Annotated in this window: 15 protein-coding genes; 2 read left to right on the plus strand and 13 right to left on the minus strand. The window is 58.2% G+C overall.

The genetic code is table 11. The features are described from left to right. Positions 1-10 precede the first annotated feature (10 nt). Complete coding sequence (locus tag N6L25_RS04970) at positions 11-1,498, minus strand: DUF3336 domain-containing protein (RefSeq protein ID WP_271978520.1); 1,488 nt, start codon at positions 1,496-1,498, stop codon at positions 11-13. A 57-nt stretch (positions 1,499-1,555) separates the two neighbouring features. Beyond that, positions 1,556-2,320: an MlaA family lipoprotein gene (locus tag N6L25_RS04975; protein ID WP_271978522.1), complete on the minus strand. Its 765-nt coding sequence runs from the start codon at positions 2,318-2,320 to the stop codon at positions 1,556-1,558. 98 nt (positions 2,321-2,418) lie between these two features. Between N6L25_RS04975 and N6L25_RS04980 the strand changes: the two genes are divergently transcribed. Then, the gene (locus N6L25_RS04980; protein ID WP_271978524.1) at positions 2,419-2,829 is read left to right on the plus strand and encodes an acyl-CoA thioesterase; all 411 of its coding nucleotides are present in this window, start codon (positions 2,419-2,421) and stop codon (positions 2,827-2,829) included. An 11-nt stretch (positions 2,830-2,840) separates the two neighbouring features. Here N6L25_RS04980 and N6L25_RS04985 read toward each other — a convergent pair whose 3' ends face one another. From N6L25_RS04985 to N6L25_RS04995, 3 genes are all read right to left on the minus strand, one after another. Continuing rightward, complete coding sequence (locus N6L25_RS04985; RefSeq protein ID WP_271978526.1) at positions 2,841-3,962, minus strand: beta-ketoacyl-ACP synthase III; 1,122 nt, start codon at positions 3,960-3,962, stop codon at positions 2,841-2,843. A gap of 163 nt (positions 3,963-4,125) precedes the next feature. Then, on the minus strand, positions 4,126-8,049 hold the full coding sequence (hrpA, locus tag N6L25_RS04990) for an ATP-dependent RNA helicase HrpA (RefSeq protein ID WP_271978528.1): 3,924 nt from the start codon (positions 8,047-8,049) through the stop codon (positions 4,126-4,128). Positions 8,050-8,255: 206 nt separating this feature from the next. Then, complete coding sequence (locus N6L25_RS04995) at positions 8,256-9,929, minus strand: AMP-binding protein (protein WP_271978530.1); 1,674 nt, start codon at positions 9,927-9,929, stop codon at positions 8,256-8,258. A gap of 291 nt (positions 9,930-10,220) precedes the next feature. On the opposite strand from N6L25_RS04995, the gene N6L25_RS05000 reads away from it, so the two are divergent. Beyond that, positions 10,221-10,706: a MaoC/PaaZ C-terminal domain-containing protein gene (locus N6L25_RS05000; protein ID WP_271978532.1), complete on the plus strand. Its 486-nt coding sequence runs from the start codon at positions 10,221-10,223 to the stop codon at positions 10,704-10,706. 20 nt (positions 10,707-10,726) lie between these two features. On the opposite strand, the gene N6L25_RS05005 is transcribed toward N6L25_RS05000, so the two are convergent. The 8 genes from N6L25_RS05005 to N6L25_RS05040 are packed head-to-tail and all read right to left on the minus strand — an operon-like array spanning position 10,727 to position 18,759. Further along, on the minus strand, positions 10,727-11,656 hold the full coding sequence (locus N6L25_RS05005; RefSeq protein WP_271978535.1) for an AgmX/PglI C-terminal domain-containing protein: 930 nt from the start codon (positions 11,654-11,656) through the stop codon (positions 10,727-10,729). Continuing rightward, positions 11,649-12,143, minus strand: coding sequence for an ExbD/TolR family protein (locus tag N6L25_RS05010; RefSeq protein ID WP_271978537.1), 495 nt, complete (start codon positions 12,141-12,143; stop codon positions 11,649-11,651). The genes N6L25_RS05005 and N6L25_RS05010 overlap by 8 nt, the downstream gene beginning before the upstream one ends. After that, entirely contained in the window at positions 12,140-12,670 is a 531-nt protein-coding gene (locus N6L25_RS05015) for an ExbD/TolR family protein (protein WP_334312383.1), read from the minus strand. Before N6L25_RS05015 ends, N6L25_RS05010 begins: the two co-directional genes overlap by 4 nt. An 11-nt stretch (positions 12,671-12,681) precedes the next feature. Continuing rightward, a complete protein-coding gene (locus N6L25_RS05020) occupies positions 12,682-13,326 on the minus strand; it encodes a MotA/TolQ/ExbB proton channel family protein (RefSeq protein WP_271978539.1) in 645 nt (214 codons plus the stop codon). A 17-nt stretch (positions 13,327-13,343) separates the two neighbouring features. After that, the gene (locus N6L25_RS05025; RefSeq protein ID WP_271978541.1) at positions 13,344-13,664 is read right to left on the minus strand and encodes a hypothetical protein; all 321 of its coding nucleotides are present in this window, start codon (positions 13,662-13,664) and stop codon (positions 13,344-13,346) included. 1 nt (position 13,665) lies between these two features. Further along, entirely contained in the window at positions 13,666-14,292 is a 627-nt protein-coding gene (locus tag N6L25_RS05030; protein ID WP_271978543.1) for a tetratricopeptide repeat protein, read from the minus strand. Next, positions 14,285-17,095 (minus strand): tetratricopeptide repeat protein, encoded by a 2,811-nt coding sequence (locus N6L25_RS05035; RefSeq protein WP_271978545.1) that lies wholly within the window; start codon positions 17,093-17,095, stop codon positions 14,285-14,287. The genes N6L25_RS05030 and N6L25_RS05035 overlap by 8 nt, the downstream gene beginning before the upstream one ends. Beyond that, entirely contained in the window at positions 17,092-18,759 is a 1,668-nt protein-coding gene (locus N6L25_RS05040; RefSeq protein WP_271978547.1) for a hypothetical protein, read from the minus strand. The genes N6L25_RS05035 and N6L25_RS05040 overlap by 4 nt, the downstream gene beginning before the upstream one ends.

Genomic DNA, 18,759 nt, shown 5'->3' on the forward strand with positions numbered 1-18,759 from the left:
GCTTGCCATCTCAAGTTCCACCGGTTTGCGCGTTGTTCACCAGACGGAGTTCCCGTTGCGAGCGTTTCTGCTGGTCTCTGAGCCGGGCGACGCAGCGCTCGAGGGTCATGGAGATGCGAGCATGGGAGCGGATCATGGAAATTTTTGGCCAAGTGGCGCGTTCGCCCTCCAGGATCATCTGTCGCACGGTTTTGGGATCGGGGTTCGCCAGCATGTGACGGTAATGACGCAGCGAATACTGCGGCGCGATGGTGACATCACCAAAATAACGCTGAGCCATGATGGTGTGCATGTGCCCTGAGAGCTGTCGCAGTAGTTCGGGCTTGACCCGCTTGCGCAGGTAGTCAAACACCCCCTGGCCATGGAACTGAACTTCGGACTTGAGAAAGTGCCACGGCAGCTGACCGAGACTCAGTTTTTCGTCAACACCGCGCCGATTCAGGAACGGCACCACGTGGGGATTGGTTTGACTAACGATGGTGAAGTTGACGTCATAAAGGTGCATCAGGCGCTCAATGGGCAGATCACTGACCACCGAGCCGTCGACAAATTTCTGCCGCGACATATAGGGCAGCACGCTGCCATACAGGTCTTTTTTCATCAGGGTGACGGGCGGATAGACCCCAGGCACTGCGGCACTGGCCAATGCCGCACTCCAAATCAGCAGATAGGGCGACGTGTATCCGCACAACAGTCGCGCTTTCTGATTGGTCTGCACCGGCGAAACGCTGATGTTGATGGAGCGCCCGGTCTTCTGGAACGCCTCTTCAAAGGTGTACTCCCCCATGTTCGCACGCAGGCAATCCTTGAGTTGCTGCTGGTCCATCAAGCCATCGCCACGGAAGGCGCTCAGCAAGCCCTTCCATTTCCAGGCTTGCAGGTGGTGGTTCTCCGGCACAAGCATGTCGGGGATTTCGTCGTCAGTATGGACCCCGAGAATACCCGCAATGATCGCACCGACACTGGAGCCGGCCACCACCTGAGGCAACAGCCCTTTTTCCCAAAGCGCCTTGATAACGCCAAAATGGAACATGCCCAGGGTGGCGCCGCCGCTCAGCAACAGCGTGGGACGGCCAAAGCTTGTGAAAGTATCTCGAAAAAACTGGAGCTTGTCCTCCAGGGAGAATTCAGGAATGGGCTTGTCACAGAGGAAATTGAGGGATTCACAGACCTGATTGATATACTCCTCAATCAGGTGCTTGGTGCCCACCCGGGAACGGGAGTACAAGGCGGCATTGCCCATGTTACCCAAATCATGATGCAGCCCTTCCCGGAGGGCACGCCTCAGGCGTTCAAAATCAGACTGTTGATGATACTGTCTCAGATTACTGAGTCTGTCGTAGATCAACTCGTAGTGGTATAGGTCGGACGCGAAATCCTCCTTCCATTCTACGTTGCCTTCCAGGTAATCGAGTTCAAGCGCCGCTGCTTTCCAAACCTCGTAATTGGGTGCGGTCGCTAGCATTTTCCGATATTTGCGAATGCGCGAATCTGCCATCGCCAGCGTTCCTTTTGATTACCCACGACACCCCTCACCGAGCATGCCGTGGGTTCATCAGAAATCGTCGAGCATCAAATCGTCGCCATCCTGGGCGAACGGATCTTCAACCGGTTGCCCATCGTTGATCAGGAACTCCCGTCGTTGCAGGTAAGCACTCCTGAGAAACGAGTATTTGTCGCCGGACAGGAAGCTTTCCGCAGGGATCAAATCGGCACGCCGATCAACCACCTGCACAAAGCGTGCATAATAGTTATCCGGACTTTCAACATAGTCCCATAACGACGGAAGTACCACTAAATCGGTAGTCAATCCGGTGAAGTCCCGCGGGTTGGATGGCCCGAGAAATGGCAACATCAGGTATGGCCCGCCACCCACGCCCCAATGCCCCAGGGTCTGGCCGAAATCCTCGGGGCGCTCCGGCAGGTCAAAGACTGTGGCCACGTCGATCAGACCGCCCAGTCCAAATACCGTGTTGTAGGTGAACCGGCCCGCTGCAACCACGGCGGATTCCCCTTTGAGCTGGAGAATGCTGTTGACCAGGTTGCGCACTTCACTGAGGTTGCTGAAGAAATTGGTGATACCGCGATCAACGAAATTGGGAGTTACCGTCCGATAGCCCTGGGCCACCGGTCGTAGAAACCATTGGTCCATGAATTCGTTGAACCGGAATATCTTGCGGTTCCAGTTTTCAAAAGGATCAGCGACGGTAGATACCGAACTTTCCGGCGGGCTGGGCTGGGCAAACAGGCCAGGGGCCAGGGCCAGTAAAACCATTAGCAGCAGGGATTGTTTACGAAGCAACGCGAAACTTTGGCTCATATCGATCCTGAGGTTGTGCTTTCCATCTTGTTTCGTCAAAAATACCGCACCACGGAACACCCTATTCCTGGCCTTGTGAAATAACCAGAGGAACCGCCATGCCCGTACCCGGCAAACCCGTTCGAAGCATCACCCTTTCCCTACGATGGGGCGATATGGATGCTTTGGGTCACGCAAACAACACCGTGTACTTCCGATTCTTCGAGGAGGCCCGGATGGACTGGCTGGCCTCACTCGGCCTGGGTGACAACAATGCCCCCACCGGTGCGGTCATCGTGACAACCGGTGCAACCTTTATCAAAGAAATCAGGCACCCGGCGACTGTCGAGGTGCAAACATACGTGGGAAAGGCTGGAAATTCCAGCCTGGATACCTACTACACCCTGACCGACACAGAGAACGGGGAGCTCTATGCCGAAGGCTATGCCAAAGTGGTCTGGGTAGACCGACAACTGAGGTCCTCCACCCGTCTGCCAGACAGCCTTCGCAGCCTGGCAGACGGAGCTTAGGCCCCCGCGATCTATCGGCGACGCACAATCACGCTGCCAATGGAATATCCGGCGCCGAAGGAGCAAATCACACCCAAGGCGCCGGACTCCAGGTCACCGCTGTGTTTGTGAAACGCTATGACGGAACCCGCCGACGAGGTGTTGGCGTATTCGTCAAGAATAACCGGCGCCTCCTCCACCGTGGCATCTCGTCCGAGCACACGGCGGGCAATTAACTGGTTCATATTAAGGTTGGCCTGGTGAAGCCAGAGCCGGGCCAGATCGGAGGGACTCATCGACAGGCTTTCCAGATGGCCCTGAATGGTCTCCGCCACCATCGGCGACACTTCTTTGAATACCTTTCGACCCTGTTGCACGAACAGCTTGTCCAATTGCCCAATACCGCTTTCATCACCGCGATTCAGGAAGCCGAAGTTATTACGGATGTTGTTGGAGAACTTGGTCTTTAGGCGAGTGCCGAGAATATCGAAGCCCTTGCCCTCAGCCACGTCGCTGTCGCGCTCCACCAGAATGGCGGTGCAGGCATCACCAAATATGAAATGGCTGTCCCGATCACGGAAATTTAGGTGGCCTGAGCAGATTTCCGGGTTCACCACCAACACTGCTCGTGCGGTGCCGTTCTCAACGGCGTTCACCGCGGCCTGCAAGCCAAAGGTGGCGGAGCTGCACGCCACATTCATATCATAGGCGAAGCCGTCGATGCCCAGTGCCTGCTGGACTTCAACCGAAATAGCCGGATACGGACGCTGCATGTTTGAGCAGGCTACGATCACCGCATCCACGTCAGCCGCGGTTTTACCGGCCTGTTCCAGCGCTTCCTTGCACGCCGCGACGGACATATCACATTGAACCGATGGCTCGTCGTTGCTTCGCTCCGGGATGCTCGGGCACATGCGCTCGGGATCAAGAATTCCCTCACGGTCAACGACATGCCGGCTCTTGATGCCGGAAGCCTTTTCGATAAAGGCAGAGGAAGAAGGCTGCAACGCCTCCATCTCGCCCCGGGCTATGGCTTCCGCATGTTGAGCGTTATGGAGTTCGACGAAAGCATTGAACGCCTCGACCAATTCATCGTTAGAAATTGTTGCTGGCGGTGTATAGAGTCCCGTACCGCTGATAACAGCTTTAATCACGCGTAACCCCACAGTGTGTTATTGAAAGTAATCTCGTAGAGCGAGAATACTAGCATATTCTTTATTAACTACTTGCTCCCTCTTGAGCCCACCGGCCTAGCGGGTTGATTGGCGGACAAAAAATGGCCCTGATGGCCGGATCAATGGCCGTCGACAAGGCTCACTAGACTTTGACGCCGGCCCACTGCTTGTCGAGTCGTTTAACGGAGATTGGCATTCGGGTGCCCAGTTGCTGCGCGAAATAGGACACCCTGAACTCCTCCAGCATCCACCGGTACTGCACCAGTTCCGGATCGCGAACACCCTGGCGCTGCTGGTACTCCAACTTCTTCGCATATCGCGCCCACAGCGGTTCGATGGCGTGCAGAAATTCCCGCTCACGCCCCATCTCTCGGGGCATTTTCTCAAGACGGATATCGGCGGCCTCAAAATAGCGCTCAAGCTGTTCGAGCCAATCGACCGGCGTAGCCACCAGAAAACCCGGGTAGACCAGCTGCTCCAACTGAAACTTCAAATCCGCCATGCTGTTGGCAAGGGCCAGATTAATTTTGCCCTTAAGCTGTTTCATCACCCGATGATAGCCCGTCATCGCACGGTGCAGCACCTCGTCGGCCCGCTCCAGGGCTGCAAAGAAATCGCCCCGGTGTTTCTCGTAGACGGCATCAAACGCATTTCCGCTGCGGGGCAGCACGTCGCCCAGAAAATGCGTCATGGCGGTGGCTAACAGGAAATCATCCAACAACACACGGGCCTGACCTACCGGAGCGAACAACAACGCCGATGCTTTAAAATGAAGCAAGCGTCGGTCGATGCCGTCAAGTGAATTGCCAAGGCGGTTCAGTATCAACCGGGCAACGGCCTTGCGGGTTTCGTCTTCGGCAGTGAGCGGATCGAGATAGCGGGTGCAGCCCACCTTCCTGCCACGGTCTTGCAATGCGGGATAGACCGTGACCTGCATCCCCCCTTTTTCGGTTTTAATAACCTCTGGGAGCTCGCCGAACTGCCAATCCTCAGCATCTGGCAGGGTCTCCGCCTGGGTCAGGGATCCACTTTCGATCAGCTCGGCTTCGGCGCGTCCTTCCAGGCGATCCTGCAGTTCATCGGCATCCCGGCCCTGGGCGATGATCTTGCCCTGGTCGTCGACCACTTTAACGTTCATTCGCAGGTGGGCTGGCAACGCCGTTTCGGCCCAGCTCCCCGGATCAATCCGTACCCCGGTCATCCTGCGCAGCTGGTCGCCAAGCTTCAGCGCCAGCGGCTCATTGGTAGGCTCCATGGCCTCCAGGGCCGCATCGACAAAATCAGGCACCGGCACAAAATTACGGCGCAGCGATTTCGGCAACCCCTTGATCAGGGCTATGCACTTTTCCCGCACCAAACCCGGAACCAGCCACTCCAGGCGCTGGTTCGGCAACTGCTTCAGTGCCATCACCGGCACCTTCAAGGTGACACCGTCATCCGCCGCGGTGGGCTCAAACTGGTAAGACAGCGGGTAACTGACTCCCTCCCACTCCAGGTAATCCGGATACAACTGGTCTGCCGACTCCTGCACTGTACGCTGCAGGATGTCGGCCTCGGTGAGTTCCAGTTGTTGCAGTTCCTGTTCTGGTAACGCCTGCCACCACCGCTCGAAGTGTTGGCCGCTGACCACTGCTGCCGGGAGGCGTTGATTGTAAAACTCCGCCAGCACCTCATCGTCCACCAACAGATCACGCCGGCGGCTCTTTCGCTCCAGCTCATCGACGGATGCCAGCAGCGCCTGATTACGCTGAATGAATGGCGCCTTGGTGTGAAAGTCACCCTCGACGAGTGCCCGGCGGATGAACAAAATCCTGGATTCCACCGGATCAATCTTGCTGTAGCCGATTCGACGCCGCGGAACGATGTCCAGACCATAGAGCGTCACCTTCTCGTAGCCGATGACCTGGGCCCGCTTTCGCTCCCAATGGGGCTCAAAGTAATTTCTTTTAACCACATGACTGGCCAGCGGCTCGATCCACTCCGGTTCAATCCGCGCCACCATCCGGGCAAACACCCGACTGGTTTCCACCACCTCAGCGGCGACCAACCACTTGGGCGCGGTCTTGGCGACCTTGGAACCGGGAAATATCGCGACCTTACGATTACGGGTGGCCAGGTACTCGCGCTTCTCCAGTTTGGTAGCCACCTGCCCCAACAGTCCCGCAAGGATGGCGGTATGAATGGCCTGGTAACTGGCGGCGTGCTGATTGAACGCCAACTTCTGCTCGCGGCAGATCAGGGTCAGCTGGCGATGGATATCCCGCCACTCGCGCATTCGAAGCCAGGACAGGAAATATTTTTTACACAGCTTCTTGAGCTGGTTCTGTGACTGCTCCTGGCGCTGTTCCTCGTAGAAGTTCCATAAATTGAGCAGGCTGATAAAGTCTGAGTCCTTATCAACAAATTCGGCGTGGGCCTGATCGGCAGCCTGTTGCTTCTCCTGAGGGCGTTCCCTGGGATCCTGAATGCTGAGGCCGGCGATAATAATCAGGACTTCGTCCAGACTGCGCTGCTCAGCGGCTGTCACGAGCATGCGCGCCAGCCGCGGATCCAATGGCAACCGGGCCATGGTCCGCCCTAAGGGGCTGACCCTGCGTTGGCCATCCACCGCATTGAGCTCTTCCAACAGCTTGTAGCCGTCGTTGATGAGCCGGTTATCCGGCGCCTCCAGGAATGGAAAATTGCGGATCTCTCCCAGGCCAGACGTAGCCATCTGGAGTATGACCGACGCCAGATTCGTTCGCAGGATCTCCGGATCCGTGTACTCGGGGCGATTCAGGAAATCGGTTTCGTCGTAGAGGCGAAAGCAAATTCCCGGCGCCACCCGGCCACAACGTCCCGCCCGCTGGTTGGCACTGGCCTGGGAGACGGGTTCCACCGGCAATCGCTGAATCTTGGAACGCACGCTGTAGCGGCTGATGCGGGCAACGCCGGTATCGATCACATAGCGAATGCCTGGCACCGTCAACGACGTTTCGGCCACATTGGTGGAGAGCACGATACGACGGCCCCGGTGGGCCTGGAACACCCGATTCTGTTCCTGGTTGCTTAACCGGGAGTACAACGGCAGAACTTCGGAGTGCTTGAGATCGGCATGGCGTAACTGTTTGCTCAGGTTACGAATTTCCCTTTCCCCGGGCAGGAAGATCAAGACGTCGCCAGGGCTCTTCTTGGCCTGACGCTCGTGGCTCTCGATTTCCGCTAACGCGCTCAACACGGCGTCCGACCAGCTCTGATCTCGGTCGTCCTCGTCGCCCGACAACGGTCGGTAACGCATCTCAACGGGATAGGTGCGCCCGCTGACCTCGATAACCGGTGCGTCGCCGAAAAAATCGCTGAAACGCTCCACTTCGATGGTGGCGGAGGTGATGATAACCTTTAAGTCCGGCCGTTTGGGCAATAGCTGCTTGAGATAACCGAGCAGGAAATCAATATTCAGGCTCCGCTCATGAGCCTCATCGATGATCAGCGTGTCGTAACGATCCAGGAACCGGTCATGCTGAACTTCCGATAGCAGGATGCCATCGGTCATGACCTTGATTCGGGATGTCTCACTGGTGGTATCGGTGAAGCGAATCTGGTAACCCACCTGATCGCCAGTCTGCTCCCCCAGCTCTTCCGCAATTCGCGCAGCCACGCTACGCGCAGCGATACGTCGCGGCTGGGTGTGCCCAATAAGCCCTCGAATTCCCCGCCCCGCATTCATGCAGATTTTTGGAATCTGGGTGGTTTTGCCGGAGCCGGTTTCTCCGGCGACGATGATGACCTGATGTTTCTCCAGCGCCTCGGCGATATCGTCAACCCGGTCGCTGACCGGCAATCCGGCTGGGAACGAGGCCTGACGATGGCCGTCACGACGCTGGCGCACCCGCTCCTGGCCACGGGCCAGCACCTCGCCAAGCTGCTGTAGCTGGCGTTCATCGGGCTGGCCTTTATAGCGATGAACCAGCCGGCGGATCTTGGCTGCTTCGCTTTGTGCACACAGGTCGAGTTGATCCAGCAATGCCGTTGCCTGGGGGCTGTAGACCGGCGTGGATCGTTTGCTGGGCTTTCGTGACTGCTTCATGGACTGGAAACACCGTGGAGCTGGGGAAGCTCTGATCTATCGCCAATCATCGGCGGCTCTCAAAGACTCCCTGGGTATGTTCGGAGAAGTCGGTTCGGGGATGTAGTCTACCGTTATTGACGATCGCAATGAACGAAAAAACCCTGCCGTGGCAGGGTCTTTGGAGAGCAGGGGCCGGACACACCGGCCAGTCCGTTAACGGAGCCTTACTTGACGGCCTCGTCACGAAGTTCCCGACGCAGGATTTTACCGACGTTGGTCTTCGGCAATTCCTCACGGAATTCGAACAGTTTGGGCACCTTGTAAGCGGTCAGACGCTCGCGGCAGAATTCCTTCAGCTCGCCCTCGGAAAGATCCCCCGAAGACGGTACCAGGAAGACCTTGACGGCCTCGCCACTCTTCTTGTCTGGCACACCAACAGCGGCACACTCGACCACTTTCGGGTGGCTGCTTACCACGTCTTCGATTTCGTTCGGGAAGACATTGAAGCCAGACACGATAATCATGTCCTTCTTGCGATCGACGATGCGGATGAAGCCGTCTTCCTGGATCAGCGCGACGTCACCGGTACGCAGGAAGCCATCGTCGGTGAAGGACTTCTGTGTGTCTTCCGGACGCTGCCAGTAACCGCGCATAACCTGCGGTCCCTTGACGCAAAGCTCACCCGGTTCACCCAGCGGAGTCTCATTACCTTCGTCATCAATGGTCTTGATGGTGGTGTTGCAGATTGGCAGACCAATGGTGCCCAGCTGAATCGCACTGGGTGGGTTGAACGTCACCACTGGAGAAGTCTCGGTCATACCGTAGCCTTCGGTGACTTCACAGCCCGTTACCCGCTTCCACATTTTGGCGGTATCGCTGGTAAGCGCCATACCACCGGATGCGGTGAGCTTCAGGCCGCTGAAGTCGAGACCTTTGAATTCTTCGTTGTTGCACAGAGCCACAAACAACGTGTTCAGGCCGAGAAACGCGGTGAACTTGTGCTTCTTCAGTTCCTTGACGAAGCCCGGGATGTCACGCGGATTCGGAATCAGCACATTGTGGCAGCCCGCCTCCAGCATAATGCCGCAGTTCAGGGTGAAGGAGTAAATGTGGTACAGCGGCAGCGGTGCGATGACCACTTCCTTACCCTCTTCGATCATTGCGCCCATCATCGGACGGGTCTGCAGCAGGTTGGCAACCAGGTTGCCGTGGGTCAGCATTGCCCCTTTGGCCACACCAGTGGTACCACCGGTGTACTGCAGTACCGCGATATCGTCCTTCTTGGCTTCAACCGGGGTGAACTTCTCTTTGCTGCCAGCGCTCAGCACGGCCGGAAGCTTATGAGCTTTCGGCAAATTGAACGGCGGGACCATCTTCTTGACGTGCTTGATCACGGCGTTGAGCAAGGTCCGTTTGATGGGCGAATGCATGTCCGCGATCTCAGTCACGATGACGTGCTCAATGCCAGTGTGCGGGAGCACCTTCTCGGCATTTTCGGCCATGTTTGCCAACACCACCAGAGCCTTGGCACCGGAGTCGTTGAACTGGTGCTCCATCTCCCGGGTGGTGTACAGCGGATTCGTGTTGACCACGATCAGACCGGCCCGCATGGCGCCGTAGACCACCACCGGGTATTGGGTCACGTTCGGCATCTGGACAGCAATGCGGTCGCCCGGCTTAAGGTTGGTCTTATTTTGGAGCCAGGCGGCGAAGTTGCGACTTTGCGTGTCCAGATCACGATAGGTCAGCGTGACACCTACGGCGCTGAACGCGGGGCGATCGGCAAATTTCTTTACCGCCTGATCAAATACCTCAATCATGCTTTGGTATTGTTCCAGGTCCACCTCACGGGGCGTGCCCGCCGGGTATTTATCCTGATAGAACTGCGCAAAATCCATCACACCATCTCCTGTTTCCATTTGTGCTTATAATCATTATCGGGCACGGCCGACTGAACCGCGTCGATCGACCGGAACAAGCTAACACCGCCCGGTTGAAATTTTATTGAATATTATGACTGGCAGGCTGCACTGTTTTTCACATGGCATCGTCATTGATCACCAAATGATCGAAAAACAACCAGACGAAAGTCTCAACCCAAAAAAGTCGGGAGAGAATAGCAGTTTTGAGAACGATGAGGTAGCTTTCAACGTCTCGAGTCGTTCACCCTCCCCCGACGAGGCCAGGTAATGGATCAGTCTCCCGATCAGCTTAAAAATGTGACCTACGACGAACTGCAGGTCGGAGATAGCGCAACCTTTTCCCGCACGCTCACCGAGGATGAACTTGTGCTGTTCGCCGCCGTTTCCGGGGACATAAACCCGGTTCATCTGGACGATCAATTTGCGGCCGGCACGACATTCAAGGAACGCATTGCTCACGGCATGTGGAGCGGGTCTCTGGTTTCCGCCGCTCTGGCGACGGTGCTTCCTGGCCCTGGCACAATCTATCTGGAGCAGAACCTGGCGTTCAAGCGGCCGGTAAAGCTCCAAGACACCCTGACCGTCACTCTGACCGTTTTGGCCAAGGAGTCGAAAAACCGGGTAGTGATCCGTTGCGATGTCCGCAATCAACATGATCAAAAAGTTGTGATCGGCGAAGCCAAGGTCATGGCGCCGAGCCAATCACTGACCTTACCCAAACCCCGGTTGCCCAAGATCACGATCGAATATTAGCCAGGCAAGGCACGAACCGATCAAGACGGCAGGAAGTCAATCGGGAACCGCACCGTCCGTTGCTCCACATCACTGGCACCAAAATCAAACAGCAGCACCCGATTGGCCACTCGTTGTTCGAGGCTCGGGTTTGCCAGTTCGGAGCTGACCACTTTACAGTGTGAGACCCGCCCATCGGGTTCGATGATGAGTTCCAGCAGGAGCTTGCCCTCAAGAGCCGGATTCTGACGCAACTCCCGGCGATACAGCGCATACAGGGCCGACTTCTGCGCTTCAAATACCTGTCGAATATTGCTCATGGCCCTTTGCGACGTCGCTTGTACCGGTGCCGGTGTGGCTTTGGCGACCGGCGCCACCACCGGCGCTTCCACCTGTGCCACGGTATGCTGCGAAAGCAGCACCTTCCGGGTTGGCGCGTCGGATTCAATCACACCGCCGCTGCCCGATAATGCGTCTGCCGTCACCGTCGGCGCACCGGCGTGAACCTCCTCCGGTGATGACGAAACGTTGGCAGACAGCTCATTCCCGTCGCTCATTACCGGCGCTTTCATCTCGGCCAGTTGGCTTTGCAAGGCCAGTAGGCCAGACCGGGATGCAACCTGTCGGGCCTGCTCCACCGTTTGTGTTCTCGGAGTTTGTGCTCTCCTGTCAGGCTCCGGCTCGGGGCCAGGCTCGCTTACTCGCGGTATGGCAGGAGCAGGAAGCTCCACAGCCGACGCTGCCGGCGGTATCGGTTGGCGCTGCTCAACTGGACGAATTAGCCGTGTCACCTGAGGTGCCACGGACTCTCTGGCAGGCGCTTGCAGGGAGGCCAACTCCAAACGGGGAATGACAAGGGCCGGAATGCTGGCCAACACCAGCAGGGCGGCAAACACCAGCCCGAAGCGTCCCTGATCGCTACGGTCATTCGACCAGGGTAACAGGTGACCGCTGTCTCCGCGGCTATCCATTGGCCACCTCGCCGCGGGTTCTGACGGCAAGCCGCACCTGTCGGTAGTTTTCCTCCACACAGGTCTGCATGATCTTGCGCAACAGACGGTACTGGGTGTTCTTTTCCGCCAAGACCGTGATTTCAAATCCCGCCTCCGGCACTCCGCTCTGCTGCGGCCGCAACTGCCGCAGGTGATTTGCCAGATCGGCCACGACGTCATCAGCCGCCGGGATGTCGGCCAGTCGGGCAACCTCACGACCGTTCAACAAAATCGCTTCGGTCGTGATCAAAACGGTCAATGTATCGGCCGCCGGCGCCTCAGCGGTTGATTGCGGCAAGTCCATACCGGATTCAGAACGCAGCACCTTGACATCGGACGAGTTCACCATCAGGAAGAACACCAAAATGGTAAAGATGTCCATCAGCGACACCAGGTTTAGCCCCCCCGGCTTATGCATTCGCTGGTAATGACGGCGCCGGCTCTGGGCCCGACGAGAAGCCTTCATCGTCCAGCCTCCAGCGCCAGGGAGGCGGACTCGCGTTCTGACGCTATCTCTGCATCTGCCAGCGCCACATCCGGAAACAACTCTGCAGTCACCAAGCTGGCTGCCACCACGGCCTGGTAGGAACGAAGGGTATCCATAGTGGCGATCAGGGTCTGGTAATCGGTGCTGAGTGGCACTTCCAGTACTACGTCGGTTTTATCCGGGACCCGCTGTTTGATCTGAATCAACAGCTCACGCAGTCCATTGTAGTCATGCCTTCCCTCCACCAGAGGTAAAACTCCGATCAGGCCGTGCCCGCTATCCTCAACTTCGATGCCATGGGCTGACAGGCTAACCCGCAGGGCCAGGTCTTCCGCCGCGGGGGCCTTGCCCGGGTCCATCCCCGGGAAGTTCAGCTCAATCATGCGCAGTTGACTGAACACCATGCCGAGCAACAAGACCGGTACCAATACAATCATCAAGTTAAGAAAGGCGGTGATATCCATCTCCGGATTGGAGATTTTCCGCCGCTGCTTGCGTCTCATCATTGCACGCCCCCTCAGACAGCCTGGGTTGGTGCCTGGTCGGCAATGTTGTTCAACAACTTCACGCCCGCCATTTCAAAACTGTCCACGATCTCATTGGTCCGGGTCTGTAACAGCGCATGACACATCAACAGCGGAATCGCCGTAATCAAGCCAAACGCGGTGGTATTCATGGCGACCGATATGCTCTGAGACAACAAAGTGGCTTTCTGGGACGGATCCGCGTTGGCGACGGCGGTGAATGCGGCAATCAGACCAATTATGGTACCCAGAAGACCCAGCAAAGTGGCGACGTTCGCCAACGTGGCCAGGTACTGGGTTCGCTTCTCCAGACGTGGCAGCACCTCCATCAAGCCTTCTTCCATGGCATATTCGATGTCGTCCCGGCGTTGATTGTTCAGCAGCCGCGCCAACCCTGCGCCCAGGATGGCCGCGATGGCGCTGTTAGAGCTTGAGGCCGCCTTCATGGCCCGCTGATAGTCGCGATTTTGCAGAAGCGGCCAAATGCCCCGCTCGAAGGTCTTTCGGTTGCTTCGACGCACGGCGCCAAGGAACACAAAACGCTCGAAGGCGATGGCGACGCCGATCACCAGCACGAGCGCTATGGGGTACATGAACGGGCCACCGTCCTGAAAGAAACGAACCACAGTCTCCAACATAATCAATCTCCAATGGGTTAATACAGGTAAAAACGGGAATCCAGCGCCGGGTCCAGGGTCTGATACAAGCGTCGATGGCGGTCGAAAAGCTCCGGTTCAATTGGCGCAAGCAATCTCGGGCTCTTGCCATTGAATTCCGAACGGGGACGCCGGGCGACGCTGGGTGGCTGCCAAGGGAGGATGTGCAGCACCCGCGGTTCATCTTCGCCGGCAGCCGCGGACGTTCCTGCGATTTCCAACGCACCGGCACGGTGTTGCATGGCTTCCTCGCTGGCGAGCGCGGATTGGGTCGTAACCACCAGCCACAGAGCTATCAACCAGCCTTTTGGGGTCATCATGTCAATGCACCCTCCGCTCAAGATCTGCAATCCAGCCGGAGACCTGGGGATCCTCCACCTCGGCCATCTGTTGGAAGAGACGATAGTGTTCCAGCGCGGTTGGCAGGTCTAACAGATAGAGTTCGCACAGCACTGCGAAATTGAAATGCAATTCGGCCACGTTCGGCGTGCGCTCAATACCCATTCGAAGTACCTCAGCCGCCCGTTCAAAATCGCCCTGCTGCTGAAATAGCAGTGCAAGGTTATTGACCGCCAGCACATCGTCCGGCGCCAACGCCAGAGCTTCCTGGTACAGCGGTAAGGCCCGCTCCGGCTGACCTTGCTGCTGCCAGACCCAGGCCAGCCGTGATCTAAGCCCACCGATATCAGGTCGCGCCTGAATGAGCCGATGGAGCTCCCTTTCAGCGATCTCCCAGAGGCCCTCGGTTGCGGCTTGCTGGGCAGTCTGGAACTGCGCCTGTTGCGCTTGCGTCAATGGCCCGACCTGAGCACGGCGACTGCCTGCCTCTGTGGTGATAGAACGCTCCGGCCCAACGGCGCAAGCGGAGAGCAACAAAGATGCGATGGCTAGCATGGCCACCAACCACGGTGTTTTTGTCCGGGCTGCGTTCGCCTTTCTCTCAGCCATTGTTCACCCCCTCCGGCTGCCAGGTCATCCAGCGAACCTGCCGCGCATAACGCCCCGGGAACAACTCGGCCAGCATCGCCATGCTCCGTTCGATCCAGTCATCGTAGTGACCGTCTTGCAACAGAAGGTGATTCTGGGCATACAGTTCGATGGCCATCTCTTCAAATGGGTAAGCCTGCTCTTCCAGCAGCATTTCGTACTGGCTCGACTCCAGTTCGGTCAACCCATTGGGACGGCTCGAATTCATCAGATGGCTGGCGAGGAGCCGATACAGCTCCGCATGCCGGTATCGGGTCTCGGATCGCAGCGATTCACCGCCCAGTCGGCCGGCCTTCTGGAAGTAGCTTCTGGCTTCATCCAAGGCGTGTTGTTTGCGGGACAAGGAATCTGGCAGTGGGTGCGTTAACTCAATGCCGGCAAACCGCTCCCCGGCGGCAATACCAAGTGCCAAAGCGGCGTTGGCGGCCCAAGTCAAGGAATCGTCAGTATGCCATTCGCTGGCCAGCTCGTTGCGCACCAACGCTTCACGCAGCCGACCGGGCTGCATCGAGGACTCGCTGAGCCGTTGACGCATACGCTGCTGGCGAAGATGTTCGGCGCCATCCATTACCGAAACACCGAGGTCAAGATAGGACTGATACAGTTGATTGCGGTCAGCGGTATCACCCGCTTCGTGAAAAAGTTCGGCGGCCTGGTGCCGAAACGCCCAGCCATCGTCGGCCTGCTCAGCGATGTTCAGGAGCTCTTCAGCTGCGCGACGGAGCTGTCCTGACGCCTGATAGGCATACACCAGCTTCGTTCCGATACGGTCACCCAACGGATGATTGGCAAAATCGCTGCGGAAGCGTTTCAGTTCGTTCACCGCCGGCTGCCAGCGCTCGCCTTTGAGCAGGCAATTTGCCGCATCGAAGCGAGCACGAATGGCAAGTTCAGAGCCCGCCGCAACGGCTTCTATACGCAGGTAATGGGCGACGGCAATGTCCGTATGGCCCAACGCATCGGCCTGTTCGGCCTGACGGTAAATGCTGGTGCCGAGCTGGTGCCGAATCTGCTCCAGCCCTTGCTCCTCCGACAGCAGTGCAGGCTTGGCCAGTGCCAATGCCAGCGCCTTGCGCCAGGCGTTTTCCGAGGGCGGGTGTTGGCCGGTTTCGGCAAATGCCTGCGCCAACGCCAGCCAACTGCTATACCGCTCCTCAAGGGTGACCGCGGCATGGCCGAGAGCCTCCTGCCCGTAGCGATCCACGGCCGAATAGTTCCTCGCCGTCAACATGCGGTTGGTCAGATCCGACAACAGTCCGCTACCACGGTGATCGTGAGGAAAGCGGGCGATGTAGCGCTCGGCGGCATGCGCATAGTCGGCAACACCACCGTCCAACATCAGCTCGCCATCCAGCGCCCGAGCCTGAAGTGACAGTGCAGCCCAGGCAGCATCGGCCGCCTCCGGGTAATTCGGGGTTTGATAGGCTGCCTGGTGGTAGTGATCCAGCGCAGCTTGATACTGATTCGCCTGCAACCAGGCATCGCCCGCCAATCGAAGCACCGGCCCCGGATCATCCTGCAAGCGCGCTGAGAGTCCGGAATAATACCCGGCCGCTTTCGCAAACTCCGGCCCGCGACTGGCTTGCTCCGAAACTGCCGAAGCGTGGTGGTAATGGTAATCGGCCAGCTGTCGGCTGTAATCCCGCCAGCGTTCCCGGTCTTCCGCCGTTAGCCGCTCAAAAGACACTGGCGGCGCGTAGGCTGCAACGTACTCAGCTCGAGCGGTACGAGCCGCCTGGTCATGACCATTCGAGGCCAGCACATCGACCAATTGTGCCCGCACGGCCGGAACGCTTGGGTGTTCCGGCATCCGTTCAAGAAATGCTTTCATCACCGTGACACTGCGCAGCGGTCGTTGCCGTGCCACATACAAATCCGCCAAACGGTCGTAGAGCAAGTCCGAATAGCTCCGTTCACCAAACTCCGAAATCAGCATCGCCAGGTAATCCTCTCCGCCCTGCTGCATGGCTATCAGGGCAAGGACACGGAAGGCATCGTCAATCAGGTCGATCGCGGCTGACGGTATCTGCTGGAAGTTATCGGTAACGTCACGGTAATGATCCAACACCTCAAGAAATGTAGCTCCCGCTTGCCGGTAGCTGGAACGCTTGTATTGACTCCAACCCAGCATGTATCGGGCCTTGGCCCGTAACCCTTGCACCGCCCCAGATGGGGTTGCGGAAAGAACGCCCTGGTACATGACTTCCGCTTCCCGATAATTTCCGGCGGCAAAGGCCGATTCCGCCACCCGGAACCCGGCCTCGGCAACCAGGGGCGAACCTGGATACAGCCCAACGAGCTGCTTCAACCGGTCCCGGGACTGGTCCCCGTGCCCGGCGTAGGCGTGGGCTTTGGCCATTTGGTAAAGCAACTCATCCAATCGTCCCTGGAAGGCCCCTCGCTCCAGTATCTCGTCATAGCTTTCGAGGGCCTCCCGGTAAACCCTCTGCTCCTGCTCGGGCGAATAGCCAAGCTCAACGTCCGCCTGGGCCTGAAGGTTGACCAATCGGTTTAACGCGTCAATGCGGACTTCCGGTTCGGCGGAGTGATCAAAAAGCCGCTGATAGCGCCGGGCTACCTCGCGCGGGGAAATTGCGGGCATCGCCTGTGCCGAAAACCGTAGAAACACCGGGCGCATTTCGGCGATCGTCTCGCCATCCTGATTCAGATTGACCTGAAAAGAGTCTTGGCCCCATGCCGAGCGCATTAGCAAAGTGCTAACGAATACCAGTCCGAGGGCAATCGACGGAAGACGCGTTCTCATGGGCGCACTCCCTCCAGACTCCTCAAAGCAAGGTGTTCATAAAGATGGGCCAGCTGTTGTTCTGTGTGCTCCAATGCCACCTCAATTCGCCGGGTTTCTGATTCGAGGAATGTCACAGCCAAGCGGTCCAGGGCGGCCAGGGCTTCGTCATAAAGGGGCTGGGTTTGGTCCTGAAGCTGCTTCAGACGTTCGATGCCACTTACGGTAAGCGCCAGCAGCCGCGTTGCTGAACGCTTGGCCGCCTCGAGCCTGCGGGCCATTGACGTCTTAGTGGCGGCAATATCGGCCAGGGTTGCCTCTAGGAACTTAAGCTCTTCCCGCTGAGCGCCGGAAACCTGCGGTGCCAACGCGCTGAGTCTGAGTTGTAGGGCCACCGCTGCCTGCTGGCGCGCCATAAGCTCCGACTCCGCTGCCGCTGGCCGGGAAAGCCTGTCAAGCTGGTGGGTCAAAGACGACTGCAACATGTCCATGTCGCGGATACGGAGCGCCAGCCAATCTGTTATTTTCTCCAGCTCGGCCAGACGTTGTATGGCCTGCTGCGAATCGGATTGTTCAGCGAACCGCAGCAAGTAGGCCAGCCGCGGTTGGCTGAACGACTGACTGCTGGCCAGGAACCAGCTCTCCTGCACCACCCCCGGAGCCAGGACGAACGCCTGGTAAGCCCCATCGCTGGCAACCGCTGCGCGAAGTTGGGCCAGAGTGACCTGCTCACTTTCAAACGCCGCGTTGGCGGCCAGGAACGCTTCGCCGGCCTGGTTCAGGTAACCGGAGTCACTGTAGCCGATCCCCATGCCGAGCCAGGCATCGGAAACCCCGGGTAGTACCAGAGGATACTTGCGGGCCCGGTGCCAGGACTGCATGGCCGCTCGCTGGTTCTGCCGCCTGGCGTTGGCCAGACCGTGATAGTAGAGCGCCAGGGGAGTCTCAAAACTGTCCAGTCGAACCCGCTCCAGGAAGCCCACGGCCTTGGCGAACTCTTCCGCCTGCATCGCGACATATCCTGCCCGCAGCAACAATTTCGACTGCAGTTCAAGACTGCGTTGCGGCACTTCATCGGCTTCCGCCATGGCCAATGCGACCCGGAGCGCTACTAACGCCCTGGAGGGGGTACGGTCGATCTCACTGTAACTGCTGGCCATCCCCTGATAGCCGAGGGCAGTCCAATAGCCCGGCTTCATCGAGGCGAGTATCTGCCCGGCCTGATTCAACCGGCCTTCTGTCCGTGCTGCCTCGGCCATCAGGTACTGGGCCTGTTCGCGCGCCTCGCCATGGTCAAACTTGAGGACTTGGGCCAGGGCTGCCTGCGCCGTGGCCGCGTCACCGTCGGCCATCGCCAACCGGGCAAGAAGCAGCCAAACCGTACCCCGTTCGCCCTCCCCAGGCGCTCCCCGTTGGACCAACTGCTGCAGGATCGCCCGCCCTTCAGCCACCCGCCCGGTATCCAGCAACGCTTGGGCCTGAACCAGGCTTGGCGTGTATTCCCGCCGGCCGTTGAGCCAACTCAAGGCAATCACCGGATCGGAGCTGGCGTAGGTAAACCGAGCTAATCGCAGTCGCTCCCCATCGGAAACTTCATTAGCCGACAGGCTGCCGTGTAGGAGCATGAGGCAGGACAGCATGGCGGCCAACCGCTTCCACAGGTCTACCGCGATCCGCTGGCGCAT

The sequence above is a fragment of the Marinobacter sp. SS21 genome (assembly GCF_028369065.1).
Taxonomy (GTDB): domain Bacteria; phylum Pseudomonadota; class Gammaproteobacteria; order Pseudomonadales; family Oleiphilaceae; genus Marinobacter.